At 70.5% G+C, this 15,655-nt stretch carries 18 protein-coding genes; 15 read left to right on the top strand and 3 right to left on the bottom strand.

All coding sequences use genetic code 11. The features are described 5' to 3' along the window. Window positions 1-3: 3 nt before the first annotated feature. Both xth and erpA read right to left on the bottom strand, forming a co-directional pair. Window positions 4-783, bottom strand: coding sequence for an exodeoxyribonuclease III (gene xth, locus VGD44_RS00735; protein WP_331082835.1), 780 nt, complete (start codon window positions 781-783; stop codon window positions 4-6). A gap of 78 nt (window positions 784-861) precedes the next feature. Continuing rightward, a complete protein-coding gene (gene erpA / locus VGD44_RS00730) occupies window positions 862-1,194 on the bottom strand; it encodes an iron-sulfur cluster insertion protein ErpA (protein WP_331082833.1) in 333 nt (110 codons plus the stop codon). 82 nt (window positions 1,195-1,276) lie between these two features. Between erpA and VGD44_RS00725 the strand changes: the two genes are divergently transcribed. The 13 genes from VGD44_RS00725 (at window position 1,277) to VGD44_RS00665 (ending at window position 12,715) form a co-directional block, all read left to right on the top strand. Then, window positions 1,277-2,455: a deoxyguanosinetriphosphate triphosphohydrolase gene (locus VGD44_RS00725; protein ID WP_331082831.1), complete on the top strand. Its 1,179-nt coding sequence runs from the start codon at window positions 1,277-1,279 to the stop codon at window positions 2,453-2,455. 7 nt (window positions 2,456-2,462) lie between these two features. Next, window positions 2,463-2,696: a hypothetical protein gene (locus VGD44_RS00720; protein WP_331082829.1), complete on the top strand. Its 234-nt coding sequence runs from the start codon at window positions 2,463-2,465 to the stop codon at window positions 2,694-2,696. A 96-nt stretch (window positions 2,697-2,792) separates the two neighbouring features. Continuing rightward, on the top strand, window positions 2,793-3,629 hold the full coding sequence (locus VGD44_RS00715) for an SPOR domain-containing protein (RefSeq protein ID WP_331082827.1): 837 nt from the start codon (window positions 2,793-2,795) through the stop codon (window positions 3,627-3,629). Further along, window positions 3,626-4,651, top strand: coding sequence for a beta-N-acetylhexosaminidase (nagZ, locus tag VGD44_RS00710; protein ID WP_331082825.1), 1,026 nt, complete (start codon window positions 3,626-3,628; stop codon window positions 4,649-4,651). Before VGD44_RS00715 ends, nagZ begins: the two co-directional genes overlap by 4 nt. Next, a complete protein-coding gene (locus VGD44_RS00705; RefSeq protein ID WP_331082823.1) occupies window positions 4,648-5,517 on the top strand; it encodes a ScpA family protein in 870 nt (289 codons plus the stop codon). Before nagZ ends, VGD44_RS00705 begins: the two co-directional genes overlap by 4 nt. Window positions 5,518-5,580: 63 nt before the next feature. Beyond that, a complete protein-coding gene (gene scpB, locus VGD44_RS00700) occupies window positions 5,581-6,228 on the top strand; it encodes an SMC-Scp complex subunit ScpB (protein WP_331082821.1) in 648 nt (215 codons plus the stop codon). A gap of 94 nt (window positions 6,229-6,322) precedes the next feature. Beyond that, a complete protein-coding gene (gene tatA, locus VGD44_RS00695; protein ID WP_331082818.1) occupies window positions 6,323-6,526 on the top strand; it encodes a twin-arginine translocase TatA/TatE family subunit in 204 nt (67 codons plus the stop codon). Window positions 6,527-6,597: 71 nt separating this feature from the next. Beyond that, on the top strand, window positions 6,598-7,137 hold the full coding sequence (tatB, locus tag VGD44_RS00690) for a Sec-independent protein translocase protein TatB (protein ID WP_331082816.1): 540 nt from the start codon (window positions 6,598-6,600) through the stop codon (window positions 7,135-7,137). Continuing rightward, entirely contained in the window at window positions 7,134-8,024 is an 891-nt protein-coding gene (tatC, locus tag VGD44_RS00685) for a twin-arginine translocase subunit TatC (RefSeq protein WP_331082814.1), read from the top strand. The genes tatB and tatC overlap by 4 nt, the downstream gene beginning before the upstream one ends. 98 nt (window positions 8,025-8,122) lie before the next feature. Then, entirely contained in the window at window positions 8,123-9,403 is a 1,281-nt protein-coding gene (serS, locus tag VGD44_RS00680) for a serine--tRNA ligase (RefSeq protein ID WP_331082812.1), read from the top strand. Further along, on the top strand, window positions 9,400-10,173 hold the full coding sequence (gene surE, locus VGD44_RS00675; protein ID WP_331082810.1) for a 5'/3'-nucleotidase SurE: 774 nt from the start codon (window positions 9,400-9,402) through the stop codon (window positions 10,171-10,173). Before serS ends, surE begins: the two co-directional genes overlap by 4 nt. Window position 10,174: 1 nt before the next feature. Continuing rightward, on the top strand, window positions 10,175-10,831 hold the full coding sequence (locus VGD44_RS00670) for a protein-L-isoaspartate(D-aspartate) O-methyltransferase (RefSeq protein WP_331082808.1): 657 nt from the start codon (window positions 10,175-10,177) through the stop codon (window positions 10,829-10,831). A 99-nt stretch (window positions 10,832-10,930) separates the two neighbouring features. Then, on the top strand, window positions 10,931-12,715 hold the full coding sequence (locus VGD44_RS00665; RefSeq protein ID WP_331082806.1) for a LysM peptidoglycan-binding domain-containing protein: 1,785 nt from the start codon (window positions 10,931-10,933) through the stop codon (window positions 12,713-12,715). Between the two features lie 11 nt (window positions 12,716-12,726). Here the strand turns inward: VGD44_RS00665 and VGD44_RS00660 are convergent, their stop codons facing one another. Continuing rightward, entirely contained in the window at window positions 12,727-13,566 is an 840-nt protein-coding gene (locus tag VGD44_RS00660; RefSeq protein ID WP_331082804.1) for an ATP-binding protein, read from the bottom strand. A gap of 121 nt (window positions 13,567-13,687) precedes the next feature. Here VGD44_RS00660 and yajC point away from each other — a divergent pair, with 121 nt between their 5' ends. Both yajC and secD read left to right on the top strand, forming a co-directional pair. Then, window positions 13,688-14,038 (top strand): preprotein translocase subunit YajC, encoded by a 351-nt coding sequence (yajC, locus tag VGD44_RS00655; protein WP_331082802.1) that lies wholly within the window; start codon window positions 13,688-13,690, stop codon window positions 14,036-14,038. A 21-nt stretch (window positions 14,039-14,059) separates the two neighbouring features. After that, entirely contained in the window at window positions 14,060-15,655 is a 1,596-nt protein-coding gene (secD, locus tag VGD44_RS00650) for a protein translocase subunit SecD (RefSeq protein WP_331082799.1), read from the top strand.

Here is a 15,655-nt window from a genome sequence, read left to right as displayed (position 1 = left end):
GGCCTAGAGATCGAGCTCAACCACGAGGGGCACGTGGTCGGACGGCTTGTCCCAGGCGCGCACGTGCTTGTGGATCGCGGCGCCCGCCAGCTTGTCGGCCGCCTGGGGCGAGAGCAGGGCGTGGTCGATGCGGATGCCGTTGTTCCGCTGCCAGGCGCCGGCCTGGTAGTCCCAGAAGGTGAAGGCGCCCGGCGCGCCGTCGGCCTGCAGATAGGCTTCGGTGAGCCCCAGGTTCTTCAGCGCCCGAAAGGCGCGGCGGGTTTCCGGCTGGAAAAGGGCGTCATCGACCCAGTTCTCCGGGTGCGCCGCGTCCCGCACCTCGGGGATGACGTTGTAGTCGCCGAGCAGGCAGAACGGCTCTTCCCAGGACAACAACTCGCGGGCGTGCGCGTTCAGCCGGTCCATCCAGGCGAGCTTGTAGCCGAACTTCTCCGTGGCGACGGGATTGCCGTTCGGCAGGTAGATCGAGGCCACGCGCACCGGCTCGGGGCCGGAGACCACCGCCTCGATGTAGCGGGCCTGTTCGTCGCCGTCGTCGCCGGGCAGGCCGCGGCGGATGTCCTCCAGCGGCGTCTTCGAGAGCAGGGCCACGCCGTTGTAGGTCTTCTGGCCGTAGATGGCGACGTTATAGCCAAGCCGTTCAAAGGCTTCGGTCGGAAACTTCTCGTCGATGCACTTGATCTCCTGCAGGCACGCGACGTCCGGGGTGGCCTCCTCGAACCAGCGCACGACCGTCTCCAGCCGCGCGTTGACCGAGTTCACGTTCCAGGTGGCGATCCGCATCCCAAGCTCCCGTTGCGGCGCCGAAGCTAGTGGCGCGGGCAGTGTTGCTCAATGGGCCCGACGCAGCCGCGCGCGGTGCTAGATCGAGAAGCTTACCCCGCAACCGCAGCTGGACTTGGCGTTGGGGTTGCGGACACGGAATTCGGCCCCGGCCAACTCGTCCACGAAATCGATCTCCGACCCCTTCAGCAGGGCCAGCGACACCACGTCGACCAAGGCCGCGGCGCCGTCGCGTTCGACCCTCAGGTCGTCGGGCTGGGCCTCGTCCACCAGGTCGAACTGGTACTGGAAGCCTGAGCAGCCGCCGCCCTCCACGGCCACGCGCAGCATCACCGGGCGGCCCTCGTGGGCGCCGATGGCCTGGATGCGTTTCGCCGCGGCGGGCGAGAGGGTGAGTTCGGTTGTGGTCATGCTCTGTTAGACGACGATGGGCCTCGACTATATGAGGGCGTCCTAGGCTTCGACCAAGAGGCCATGAGTTCAGAACGGTTTTATGGCCTCCACGCTCCCCCCTCGGGCTCCCTTCGCCGAACAGCCTGCCGCGTCACGGGGCCGCAAGGTCCCGGAGGCCCACAGCCGTACGCGCACCGACTTCGCCCGCGACCGCGATCGCATCATCCACTCCACGGCGTTCCGGCGCCTTAAGGAAAAGACGCAGGTGTTCGTGGCCCATGAGGGCGACCACTTCCGCACGCGCCTGACCCACTCGCTCGAGGTGGCGCAGATCGCGCGATCGGTGGCCACGGCGCTCGGCCTGGACGCGGACCTCGCCGAGACCGTCGCCCTGGCGCACGATCTCGGGCACCCGCCGTTCGGCCACGCCGGCGAGGACGAGCTGCAGATCCAGATGCAGGGCTACGGCGGCTTCGACCACAACGTCCAGACGTTCCGGGTCGTGACCAAGCTGGAGCGTCGCTATCCGCGGTTCGACGGCCTGAACCTGACCTGGGAGACCCTGGAAGGGGTGATCAAGCACAACGGCCCGGTGGTGGACCAACTCGCCAAGCCGTCCTGGAGCGCGATTTCCGAGTTCGACGGCCAATATGCGCTGCGGCTCGACACCTGGGCGTCGGCCGAGGCGCAGGTCGCGGCCCTCGCCGACGACATCGCCTACAACAACCACGACGTCGACGACGGCGTCCTGGCGGGCCTCTTCAACCTCGACGAACTGGCCGACGTTCCGCTGATCGGGCCGCACGTGAAGAGCACCTGGGCCGACTACCCGGACTGCGAGCCGGGCATCGTGCGGCTGGAGGCCGTGCGGCGGATGATCGGAGCCATGGTCGACGACGTCATGGCCGAGACACGGCGGCGCGCCGAGGCGGACAAGGTGGGCTCGCCCGAGGACGTCCGCATGCTGGGCCACGCCCTGGTGTCGTTCTCGCGCGACATGATCGAGGACCTGGCGGTCCTGCGCCGCTTCCTGATGGAACGGATGTACCGCCACTGGAAGGTCAACCGCACCCGCAGCCAGGCCCGCCGCATCCTGGCCGAGATGTTCCAGCTGTTCATGGCCGAGCCCGACGTGCTGCCCGCCGAGTGGTTCGCCCGCGCCCAGGGCCGCGACGAGGCCGGGCGGGCGAGGGTGGTCTGCGACTACATCGCCGGCATGACCGACCGCTTCGCGATCGAGGAGCACCGCAAGCTGTTCCACCTCGACGTCTGGAACTGACGCCGCCGTGGACGTGCTGGTGGTGAGAGCGCCGATGTACCACTCGCCGGGCGACGAGGCGGCCTTCGCGGGCTGGCTGAAGCGAATCCGGGCGGTGAGCGGCGTGCAGAACCGCGGGCGCGATCTGCACATCCAACTGCGGCCGGGAAAGGTCTCGTCCGACGAGCTGCGCGAGTTCCGGGCGCTGTTCCACCGCTACGGCATGGACACCAGCGACATCGAGGGGCTGGGGCGGCGCTGAACACCCACAGGATTCAGGGGGCTGCCACACTCCGGTCCTTCCGCGCTCCGATAGACTGCCTCTCTGCGCACTTGATTCGCCTTCGGAGCCTTCGCGATGTCCGACCATGAGCGCGGCGCCTATACGCCGCCCCACGCCGACGCCCCGCTGAGCTTCGACCCGCGCCAGCCCGTGCGCGGCGCACGGCCGATTCCGCTGACCCTGATTCTGTCGGTGCTGGTGCTGGCGGCGCTGGTGGCCGCGATACTGTGGTTCTACCAGTCGGGCGTGCGCCAGGCCGGCCAGGCGCCGCAGACGGTGGGCGCCCCCATCGTCGGCATCAAGGAGGCCGCCAAGGCGGACGCACAGCCGCAGGATCCTGCCGCGGGCCTGCAGATCTACCGTTCCGACGAGGCGGCGGGCGGCCAGATGCAGACGCTGCCGGCCGAGCCCACCTTCGCCCCGCCGCCCGAGACGCCCCAGGCGCGCCCGACGACGCCGATCGTGGTGGCCCAGGCGCCGCCCGCCAAGCCCCCGCCGGCGCAGGCTGCGCCCAAGGCGGCCGCGCCCCCACCCGCCGCGACCCAGGCGGCCCTGAAGCCTCCGATTCCGGCCACGCCTGTCGCCAAGCCCGCGCCGCCGCCGGCCCAGAAGGTCGCCGCCGCGCCGCCACCGCCGGAGAAGAAGGCGCCTGCGCCCGAGCCCAAGGCCGCGGCCTCGGGCGGCGCGCGGGTGCAGATCGGCGCGGTGTCGTCGACGGCGATCGCGGACAAGGCCTGGAAGGAGGCGGTCGCCGCCGCGCCCGGCCTCGCCGCGGGCAAGGGCAAGGCCGTCGAGAAGATCGAGGGCGGGTCGCTCTACCGCACGTTCGTCACCGGCTTCGGCTCGCGCGCCGACGCCCAGGCCTTCTGCGCCAAGCTGCAGTCCGCCGGGAAGAGCTGCTTCGTCCGGTGAGCGTGACGGCCTGCATCCTGGGCTGTTCGGGACCGGTCCTGACAGCGCAGGAGCGCGCCTTCTTCGCGGAGGTCCGGCCGTGGGGCTTCATCCTCTTCGGCCGCAACGTCGACACGCCGGAGCAGGTGCGGGCGCTTACGGCGGCGCTGCGCGAGATCGTGGGCCGCGCCGACGCGCCGATCCTGGTGGACCAGGAAGGCGGCCGCGTGCAGCGCCTGGGCCCGCCGCACTGGGGGCGCTATCCACCCGGGCGGGCCTACGGAAAGCTGAAGACGGCCGACCCGCTGGTGCGGCGGGAGATCGCGCGCCTCGGTGGCCGGTTGATCGCCCATGACCTCGCCGCGGTCGGCATCAACGTCGACTGTCTGCCCGTACTGGACGTGCCGGCGCCCGGCGCGAACCAGGTGATCGGCGACCGCGCCTATGCCGACACGCCGGAGGAGGTGGCGCTGCTGGGCCGGGCCGCCGCCGAGGGACTGCTGGCCGGCGGCGTTCTCCCGGTCGTCAAGCACATGCCCGGCCAGGGGCGGGCGAGCGCCGACAGCCATCTCGAGCCGCCGATCGTCGACGCCAGCTGGGAGGAGCTCGACGCCCGCGACTTCGTCCCGTTCCGCGCGCTGTCCGACATGCCGATGGCGATGACGGGGCACGTGATCTACGCCGCGATCGACCGCAAGCGACCGGCGACGACCTCGGGCAGCGTGATGCGGACGGCGATCCGCGGCGCCATCGGCTTTGCAGGCCTGGTGATGAGCGACGACCTGTCGATGAACGCGCTCGCGGGGAGCCTCCAAGAGCGGGGGGCGGATGCGCGCGCCGCCGGCTGCGACGTGGTCCTGCACTGCAACGGCGACCTGGCCGAGATGGCGGCGGTGGCGGCCGGGGCCGGACCGTTGCGCGGCAGGGCGGCGCGGCGGGCGGAGGCGGCGCTGGCGCGGCGACCGAAAGCTGTGGAGCCCTTCGATGCGGCGGCGGGCCGCGCTCGCTTCGACTCCGCGTTTGAGGGAAGGTTCGCGGCATGAGCGGCGGATTCCAGCCCAGCCTCGACTTTTCCGCCGCCGCAAGCGCGGCCGAGGACGGCGAGGCGCTGATCGTCGACATCGAGGGCTACGAGGGTCCGCTGCACGTGCTGCTTGCGCTGGCGCGCACCCAGAAGGTCGACCTGCTCAAGCTGTCGGTGCTGAAGCTGGCCGAACAGTACCTGTCCTTCGTGCAGGAGGCGCGACGGCTCCGGTTCAGCCTCGCGGCCGACTACCTCGTGATGGCGGCCTGGCTGGCCTATCTGAAGTCGCGCCTATTGCTGCCCAAGCCCGAACAGCCCAAGGCCGAGGAGCCGCCGGCCGAAGAGATGGCCGCGCGCCTGGCCTTCCGCCTCGCCAAGCTGGAGGCCATGCGCAACGCGGCCGAGACCCTGCGCACCGCCCCGCAGCTGGGCCGCGAGGTGTTCGGCCGCGGCGATCCCGAGGCGATCCGCATCGTGCCGTCGGGCCGCATCGAGGGCGACCTCTACAGCCTGATGAGCGCCTACATCGGCCAGCGCCAGAAGGAGGCGCAGCGCAGCTACAAGCCGGCCATCCCGCACACCTATCCGCTGGAGGACGCGCGCGATCGGCTGCGTCGCCTGCTGCCCGACCTCGACCGCTGGACGCCGCTGGCGGGCGTGGCGCCGATGGGGACGCCGACCGCCGGCCCAACGCGAGCCTCGTACGTGGCCTCGACGCTGTCGGCCAGCCTGGAGCTGGTGAAGGAGGGCGCGCTGGAGGCCCGCCAGCTGGAAGCCTTCGCAGACATCTTCCTGCGGGCGAAGCGCAATCCCTCCCCTTCAGGGGAGGGTGGCGAGCCAAGCGAGACGGGTGGGGATATGCGGGCCGGAGCTGGGCATGCGTGATGATCCACACTTCCCCACCCTGGCGCCTGCGGCGCCTGTCCCTCCCCTGAAGGGGAGGGAGCCGTGAGCGACGCCATCGAGACCGCCCGCGAGATCGAGGCGCTGCTATTCGCCGCCGCCGGCCCGCTGACCGAGGCCGACCTCGCCAAGCGGCTGCCCGAAGGCGCTGACGTGGCCGGCGGCTTGGCCCTGCTTTCGCGGCGCTACGAGGGACACGGCGTGGTGCTGGCCAACGTGGCAGGCGGCTGGCGCTTCCAGACCGCCGAGGACCTCGCCTGGCTGATGACCGAGGAGCGCGACGAGCCGCGCCGACTGTCGAAGGCCGCCCAGGAGACGCTCGCCATCATCGCCTACCACCAGCCGGTGACTCGGGCCGAGATCGAGTCGGTGCGCGGCGTGCAGGCGTCCAAGGGGACGCTGGACGTCTTGCTGGAGCTGGGCCTCGTGCGCATGCGCGGCCGCCGCCGCACGCCGGGCCGGCCGGTCACCTACGGCACCACCGACGCTTTCCTGGAGCACTATGGGCTCGCCAGCCTCGCCGACCTGCCGGGCATGGCCGAGATGAAGGCCGCCGGCCTGCTGTCGCTGGACCTGCCGCCGGACTTCGCAGTGCCCAATCCGGACGCCCTGGCAGCCGACGAGGACCCGCTGGACGCCGATGCGCCCGAGTTCCACGTCGATTTCCTGGGCGAAGACGAAGGCGCGCACTGATGCCGCGTTGGCTTGCAGGCGGCGGAACGACTATATAGCGCCGTGAGACAACGGGTGGTCGCCACAGGGGCGTCGCCCAAGGAGAGTTCAGCGCATGGGCGCCCTCAGCATCTGGCATATCCTTCTGATCGTGGTCGTGGCCGCGCTGCTGTTCGGCGGCCGGGGCAAGATCTCCGGCCTCATGGGCGACACGGCCAAGGGCATCCGCGCCTTCCGTGACGGCCTGAAGGGCGAGGACAGCTCGGAAGAAGCCAAGAAGACGCTTCCGACCGACGACAAGGACGGCGCGCGCGGCTGATCGCGCGCAATGCAAAGGTAATCCGCGCCGGCCGCCTTGATGCGGCCGGCGCTTCTCATTAGGCCTCCGCCATGCTCCCTGAAGTCGGCATGACCGAGCTCATCGTCATCGCCATCGTGGCGTTGATCGTCGTGGGCCCGAAGGACCTCCCGATCCTACTCCGCCGTTTCGGCCAGTTCATGGCCAAGCTGCGCGGCATGGCGTCCGAGTTCCGCGCCAGCTTCGACGAAATGGCGCGCCAGTCCGAGCTGGACGAACTGCGCAAGGAGGTCGAGGCCATGCGCCGCGGCCAGTTCGGCGGCACGGACTACGGCGCCGAGATGAATTCAACCGTCAGCGAGATCGAGCAGTCGATGGCCGACGTGGGCGTCCAGCTGCATCCGCCGATGAGCTACCAGTACGACGCCGCCGAAGCGGCGCCGCCGCTGCAGATCTCCGAAGCCCCGCCCGCGGAGCCGAAAACGCCGCGGGCGAAGAAAAAGGCCACAAACGGCGCGGCCGAGCCGGCCGCCAAGCCGAAGCGCGCCGCCAAGCCCAAGGCCGCCGCCGACGTCGCCCAGGCGCCTAAGCCGCGCAAGCGCACCGCCAAGATCGTCGAGGGCGGCGCGTGAGCTACGAACGCGACGAAGCCGAGATCGAGGCGTCCCGCGCGCCGCTGCTGGATCACCTGATCGAGCTGCGGTCGCGGCTGATCATCTGCGTGGTGGCGATCGTGATCGGGTTTGCGATCTGCTTCGCCTTCGCCGACCCGATCTACCGGGTGCTGCTGCATCCGTTCAAAATGGCCGCCCAGATGTACGCGGCGACCGGCAAGGGGCACGCGGGAGGGCCGTTCGACCTCCTGTTCGTGCTGATCGGACTGAAGGAAGCGCCCGCCGCCACGGGCGATCTGCGCCTGATGTTCACCGCGCCGCTCGAGTTCTTCTTCACGAAGCTGAAGCTGGCCGGTTTCGGGGCTGTGATCCTGACCTTCCCGATCCTGGCGTGGCAGGTCTACGCCTTCGTGGCGCCCGGCCTCTACCGGCGGGAACGGCACGCCTTCCTGCCGTTCCTGCTGGCCGCCCCGGTGCTGTTCGCGATGGGCGCGGCGCTGGTCTACTACATCATCCTGCCCTTCGTGCTGTGGTTCTCATTGAGCCAGCAGATCATGGGCGCCGGCATCGCCGTCGAGCTGCTGCCCAAGGTCTCGGACTACCTGACGCTGGTCACGACCCTGCTGCTGGCGTTCGGCCTCTGCTTCCAGCTTCCGGTGGTGCTGACCCTTCTGGGCCTGGCCGGCATCGTGAACTCGTCGATGCTCTGGAAGGGCTGGCGCTATGCGGTGTTCGCCGTGGTGGTGGTGGCCGCCATCGTCACCCCGCCGGACCCGATCAGCCAGCTGCTGCTCGCGACCCCGATCATCCTGCTCTACTTCGTCTCGATCGGCTGCGTGAAGCTGATCGAACTGCGCCGGAAGAAGGAAGACGCGGCCGCCGGCACGGACATCGTGGCCACCTGAGGCACGTGGCCCCTCATCCGGCCGGATGAGGGGTGGGGGGTTGGCCCGCTTCCCGACGCGCTCTAGAGAAACCGCTTCCTCATCCCCTAGCGGCGCCCATGCACGACATCCGAGCCATTCGCGAAACCCCCGAGCTTTACGAGAAGGCGTGGGCGGCGAAGGGCTCGTCCGGGAAGGTGGCCGAGATCCTGGAGCTGGACGCGAAGCTGCGCGCCGCCCAGACGGCGGGGCAGGCCGCCCAGGCCGAGCGCAACGAAGCCTCCAAGAAGATCGGCCAGGCCAAGGCCCAGAAGGACGAGGCGGAGGTCACGCGCCTCATGGCGCACGTGGAGGTGCTGAAGAAGACGCTGGAGGAGCACACCGAGACCGAGCGCGCATCCGGCGAGGCGCTGCGGACCATCCTGGCGGCGCTGCCGAACATCCCGCTCCCGGACGTGCCGCAGGGCGCCGACGAGCACGACAACGTCGAGGTCCGCCGCTGGGGCGAGCCCTCCGCGATCGCGAACCCGAAGGACCACGTCGATATCGGGGAAGCCCTGGGCCTGCTGGACTTCGAGGCGGCCGCGCGGATGAGCGGCGCACGCTTCGTGGTCCTGAAGGGCCAGCTCGCGCGGCTCGAGCGCGCCATCGGCCAGTTCATGCTGGACCTGCAGACCCAGGAACACGGCTACCTCGAGGTGGCGCCGCCGCTGCTGGTCAACGACGCGGCCGCCTACGGCACGGACAAGCTGCCGAAGTTTGCCGAGGACCTGTTCCGGACCACCGACGGCCGCTGGCTGATCTCCACCTCGGAGATGTCGCTGGCCGCCCTGGTCATGGACCAGATCGTGGCCGAGGAGGAGCTGCCTCTGCGCGTGACGGCGCTGACGCCCTGCTTCCGCTCGGAGGCCGGCGCCTCGGGCCGCGACACGCGCGGCATGATCCGCCAGCACCAGTTCAACAAGGTGGAGCTCGTCTCGATCGTCGCGCCCGAGACGTCCGAGGAGGAGCACGAGCGGATGGTCGGCTGCGCCGAGACGGTGCTGAAGCGCCTGGAGCTGCCGTTCCGTACGGTGCTGCTGTGCACCGGCGACATGGGATTCGGCGCGCGCAAGACCTACGACCTGGAGGTCTGGCTGCCCAGCCAGGGCAAGTACCGCGAGATCAGCTCGTGCTCGAACTGCGGCGACTTCCAGGCCCGGCGCATGGACGCCCGCACCAAGAAGGCCGGCGAGAAGGGCACCCGCTTCCTCCATACGCTGAACGGCTCGGGCCTCGCGGTGGGCCGCACCCTGGTGGCGATCATGGAGAACTACCAGGACGAGGGCGGCCGGATCGCCATCCCGCAGGCCCTGCACCGCTACCTGCCGGGGATGACCCACATCGGGGGTGAGGGTTGAGGATCCTCCTCACCAACGACGACGGCATCCACGCCGATGGGCTGGAGGCGCTGGGGCGGATCGCGGCCAAGCTGTCGGACGACGTCTGGGTGGTGGCCCCCGAGTATGAGCAGTCCGGCGCCAGCCGGGCGCTGACCCTGGCCGATCCGATCCGCGTGCGCACGCTCTCGGACCGCCGCTTCGCCACCACCGGCACGCCCACCGACTGCGTGATGCTGGGGATCAACGAGCTGATCCCCGGCAAGAAGCCCGACCTCGTGCTCTCCGGCGTGAACCGCGGTGCGAACCTCGCCGAGGACGTGACCATGTCGGGGACCGTCGCGGGCGCCATCGAGGGCATGGCGCTGGGCGTGCCGTCGATCGCGCTCTCGCAGATGGGCTTCTACGAGCCCGGGACCAGCTTCGCGCCGGCCGAGGCCTTCGGGCCGGGGATCATCAAGCGGCTGGTCGAGATCGGCTGGCCGTCGGACGTGGTGCTGAACGTCAACTTCCCGAACGGGGAGGTGGACAACATCAAGGAGGTCGAGGTCACCCGCCAGGGCTTCCGCGACTTCCAGATCCGCCACGCCGAGAAGCGCTCCGACCTGCGCGGCCGCGACTACTACTGGGTGGGTTTCCGCCAGCTCCGCTCGAGTCCACCCGAGGGCACCGACCTGCGCGCCCTTTACGACGGGCGAATCTCGGTGACCCCTCTGCACATTGATCTCACGCATGCCGCCACGGTCCACGACCTGAAAGGCAAGCTGGGCGGCGTCCCGCCGAAGGTTTGACATGACGGCGCCCGAAGACACGCCCGAAACCCGCATGGCGCGCCTGATCCTGGCGTTGCGCAGCCAGGGGGTGACCGATCCCAAGGTGCTGTCGGCTATCGAGACGACGCCCAGGCCTCTGTTCACCCAGGAGCTCTTCAAGGAGCGGGCGTTCGAGGATTCGGCCCTGCCTATCGCCTGCGGCCAGACCATCAGCCAGCCGTTCATCGTGGGCCTGATGACCCAGGCGCTGCAGATCGACAAACGCGACCGGGTGCTCGAGATCGGCACCGGCAGCGGCTACCAGACCACGATCCTCTCGAAGCTGGCCCGGCTGGTCTACACGGTCGAACGCTACCGGACGCTGATGAAGGAGGCCGAGGGCCGCTTCAAATCGTTGGGTCTGACCAACGTGATCACCCGCTTCGGCGACGGCGGGGAGGGCTGGCCCGAGCAGGCGCCTTTTGACCGCATTATGGTCACGGCGGCGGCGCCGGGAGAGCCGAAGGCTTTGCTTTCGCAGCTGAAACCGACGGGCGTCCTGGTGGCGCCGATCGGGAAGGGCCCGGTCCAGGTCCTGCGCCGCTACACCGGCGACGGGCATGGTGGGTTCACCGTGGAGGACCTTATCGACGTCCGCTTCGTGCCGCTCCTGGATGGCGTGGCCAAGGAGCTCTGACCTTTTCGTGTTCGGTTTGCGGGTTGGCGGGGGCGCCGGCTCACGACCATCATCCCCCCTCACGCCCCGCTTGATTCTGCGAACTGTCCCGGAGCGGCGATGCCTCACCTGTTCGAACGCACGGCCCTGATCCTGCTCGCCGGCACGGCGCTGACCGCCTGCGCCTCCACGCCGCCGGGCCAGCCGCCGCGCGTTCAGCTGCCCCCGGCCGCGAGCTCGCCGCCGCAGGCGCTGGCCGAGGCGCCGTCCGCGGAGCCCGCCGAGGTTGTCCTCCTGGACCTGCCGCCCGCCGCCGCAACGGTCGCTGCGCCCGCCGTGGCGGAGGCCATCGCCGAGGCCGAGGGCGCCGTGGTCGCGCCGGGCGAAGACGCCTTCCAGCGCAGCCGGTCGCGGGGCCCCGCGGCCACCTACACCGTGCGCCGGGGCGACACCCTGGCCGAGATCGCCAACCGGCTCGGGACCGAGATCGACGACCTGGCGCGCCTGAACGGCCTGAAGCGGCCCTACCGGCTGCAGCCCGGCCAGGTCCTGAAGAACCCGAAGGCGCCGAAGGCCGCCGCCACGTCGCGCGCTTCGCGGGCTTCCGCCGGCGCCTCGACCAGCGGTGGGACCTACACGGTCCGTCGCGGCGACACCCTGTTCGCGATCGCCCAGCGCAACGGCACGACGGTCGAGGCGCTGCGCCGGGCGAACGGCATGGGCCGCAACGCCTCGCTGATCCCAGGCCGCAAGCTGAAGCTGCCGGGGGGCGCCGAGGCCGAGGAGCGCGCCGAGGCCCCCGACGAGGACGCCGCGCTCGCCGAGCGCATGGCCAACGCCGCCGCGCGCCGCGACCAGCCCCAGGCCGACGAGCCCGAGCCGCCGGCGCGTCCGGGCGAGCGCGTTGTGACCGACCGCCAGGTGACGGGCCGCGTCGTGACCATCGACATCCCCGGCCGGTCCTACAAGGTGAGGAAGGGCGACAACCTCGAGCGCGTCGCCAACCGCCTCGACAGCAACGTCGCCGAACTGGCGCGGATCAACAAGCTGAAGCGGCCCTACCGCCTGCAGCCTGGCCAGACGATCCGTGGGCCCGGGACGAAAGCCAGGGCCTATGTGGTGGGTCGGGGCGACACCATCTCGGAGATCGCGCGCCGGTTCAGCGTCACCGAGGCTGAGCTGCGCAGCGCCAACGGTCTGCGTCGGGGCGCGAGCGTGGCGCCGGGCCGCCGCCTGCGCCTGCCACCCGGCTACCGCGACCGCGGTCCGCTGACGACCACCACCCGCGTGCCCGAGACTCCGGTGACGCAACCGCCCCCGCCCACGGTCGCCGAACCGCCGCCCGCCCAGCGTCCGCGCCCGCCCGTCGTCACGCTGCCCGGCGCCCCGCAACCCTACCGGCCTCCCACGACCGCGCCCGGGACCACGCCCTATCCGCGGACCGGCCCAGTGCCCGGCGCGCCCGTGGCCTCGCCGCCGGTCTCGGACGCCCAGATCAGCGAGATGGGCCGCGGCCTGTTCGTCTGGCCGTTGCAGGGCCAGGTGATCTCGGGCTTCGGCGGCCGTGGCCAGGGCCCGCGCAACGACGGCCTGAACATCCGCGCCAACGCCGGCGACGCCGTGCGCGCCGCGGCCTCGGGCGACGTGGTCTATGCGGGCGATCAGGTGCCGGGCTTCGGCAACCTGGTGCTGATTAAGCACGCCGACGGCTGGGTGACCGCCTATGGCCACCTCAGCCGTGTGGACGTGCGTATGCAGCAGAAGGTCACCCAGGGTCAGCAGATTGGCCAGGCGGGCACGTCCGGCGGCGTTTCCGAGCCGCAACTGCACTTCGAGGTCCGTTACGCGCCCACGCCGCAGGAACGCGCGCGGCCCGTGGATCCGGCGCTGGTGCTACCGAAATAGAGCGCCTTCCCCTAGAGGGGGAGGGGCTTGCCGAGTTCGCCGGCGAGGTCGCGGATGAACTGCCAGGCGACGCGGCCCGAGCGCGCGCCGCGCAGTTGCGACCACTGCAGCGCCCGCCGCTCGAGCTCGGGGACCTTGAGGTCGAACCGCACGGCGTAGGCGTTCACCGCCGCCAGGTACGTCGCCTGATCCATTGGTGGGAAGCCGATCCACAGGCCGAAGCGGTCGGAGACGCTGACCTCCTCCTCGGCGTCCTCGGCGGCGGCCACGAGGCCGCGGTCCTCCTGGTGGCCGCGCGGCATCAGGTGGCGGCGGTTGGACGTGGCCACGAACAGCACGTTGGCCGGCGGCCCGGACACGCCGCCTTCCAGCGCCGACTTCAACGCCTTGGCCGCCGCCGCGCCTTCCTCGAACGACAGATCGTCGCACAGCACGACGAACCGCTCGTCGCGCCCGCGGAGTCCGTCGAACAGCGCCGGCAGTCCCGTGACCTGGTCGCGGTCGACCTCCACCAGCTTCAGCGCCGGCGCCGCGTCGGACACGGCCATGAACGCGGCCTTGGCCAGCGAGCTCTTGCCCGTGCCGCGGACGCCCCAGAGCAGGGCGTGGTTGTAGGGGAGGCCGCGGGCGAAGCGCTCCAGGTTCTCGACGAACCGCGCCTTCTGGCGGTCGACGCCCACGAGGGTGTCCAGCGCGAGCGGGTAGTTCGGGGCGGCATGGAAGGCGCCGGTCTGCGGATCGTGCCGGAAGAGGCGCGCGCGCTCGAAGCTCACGGCCGCCCGGGCCGGCGGCGCGAGGCGCTCCAGCGCCTCGGCGATGCGGGTCAGAAGCGGCGTCGGATCGCTGTCCATACCGGCGCGCCTAACACACGCCCGGGTTCCATTGCAAAAGCAGGGCTCTGCGCATAGCTTCCGCCGACTTCGCGGGCCCCCACATGGACGAGGCGCCCGCCTGCGCATTTTCGGAGAGGCCATGTTCGCCACCCCTGCCTACGCCCAAGCCGCCGGCGGCGCCGCCGCGGGCGGTCCCGAGGCCATGCTGCTGCAGTTCCTGCCGCTCGTGGCTCTGGTCGTGCTGTTCTACTTCCTGATGATCCGGCCGCAGCAGCGCCGGATGAAGCAGCACCAGGCGATGCTGTCGGCCCTGAAGCGCGGCGACACGGTGGTGCTCTCCTCCGGCATGGTCGGCAAGGTCGTGCGCGTCGAGGAAGCCGAAGTGGGCGTCGAGATCGCCAGCGGCGTGACTGTGAAGGTCGTCAAGTCGATGATCTCCGACGTCCGGTCGCGCGGCGAGCCCGCCCCGGCCAACGATTCCAAAGCCTAGGTTCACAGGTCCCGCCTTCCGATGGTTTCCCTCTCTCGCTGGAAGGTCGTCCTCGTCATCCTGTCGGTGGTGCTCGGGTTGCTGTTCGCAATCCCGAACGCCCTGCCGCCGAGCGTGCGGGACAACCTGCCGGGCTTCATGCCCAAGAACACCCTCAACCTGGGCCTCGACCTGCAGGGGGGCTCGTATCTCCTCCTGGAGGTCGACACGGACGCACTGCGCGCCGAGCGCCTCAGCAACATGGTCGAGGACGTCCGTACGCAGCTCCGCGAGGAGCAGATCGGCTTTGCCAGCCTGGGCGTGGTGAACGGCGGCGTGAGCGTCGACATCGTCGATCCGGCCCAGGTGGAGGCGGCGGCCAAGCTGCTGCGCAACAGCATCGGCGCCACGATGGCCAACGGCGGCCGGGACACGAACGTCCAGGTCCAGGGCCAGCAACTGCGCCTCACTTTCGTGCAGGGCGCCTTCGAGGCCGAAGCCAAGCGGGCGGTGGAACAGTCCATCGAGATCGTCCGCCGCCGGATCGACGAACTCGGCACCCGCGAGCCGACCATTCAGGCGCAGGGCGCGAACCGCATCGTTGTCGCCGCCGCCGGCGAGAGCGACCCCGAGCGGCTGAAGGCGGTCATCGGCAAGACCGCCAAGCTGACTTTCCACCTCGTGGACGTGAACGCCGACGTGGCCGCGGCCATGGCCGGGCGCGTGCCGCCGGGCAAGATGCTGATCCAGGGCGAGACGCCCGGCGACCCGCCGTTGGTCGTGGACCGCCGCGCCCTGATCACCGGCGAGATGTTGACCGACGCTCAGGCCGGCTTCGACCAGTTGTCGGGTCAGCCCAACGTCAACTTCCGCCTCAACGGCGTGGGCACTCGGCGGTTCGGCGAGGTGACCACCCGCAACGTGGGCAAGCCGTTCGCCATTGTCCTGGACGGCAAATACATCTCGGCTCCGAACATCAACGAGCCGATCACGGGCGGCAGCGGCCAGATCAGCGGCAACTTCACGACCGAGACCGCGAACGACCTCGCGCTGGTGCTGCGGGCCGGCGCGCTGCCGACGACCTTGAACGTCGAGGAACAGCGCACGGTGGGCGCCGAGCTGGGGGCCGACGCCATCGCAGCCGGCCAGATCTCGGCCATCGGCGCCTTCGTGCTGGTCCTGCTGTTCATGGTGCTGGCCTACGGCCTGCTGTTCGGCGGCGTCTCGATCATCGCGCTGCTGGTGAACGGCATCCTGGTCGTCGCGGCGATGTCGATGACCCAGGCCACCCTGACCCTGCCCGGCATCGCCGGCCTGATCCTGACCTTGGCCGTGGCCGTCGACGCCAACGTGCTGATCTACGAGCGCATGCGTGAGGAAGTCCGCGCCGGCCGCTCGCTCATCAGCGCCATGGACGCGGGCTTCAACCGCGCCATGCTGACCATCTTCGACGCCAACATCACCCACCTGGGCGCCGCCCTGATCATGTTCAGCCTGGGCGCCGGCCCGGTGAAAGGCTTCGCCTGGACCCTGGCCATCGGCGTGTTCACCTCGGTGTTCACGGCCGTGCTGGTCACCCAGGTGCTGCTGGCGCTGTGGCTGCGCGTCGCGCGACCCAAGATCCTGCCTATCGAGTGA

Source organism: Phenylobacterium sp. (assembly GCF_036402295.1).
Lineage (GTDB): Bacteria > Pseudomonadota > Alphaproteobacteria > Caulobacterales > Caulobacteraceae > Phenylobacterium.
This window is presented reverse-complemented; position numbering and strand designations above follow the sequence as displayed.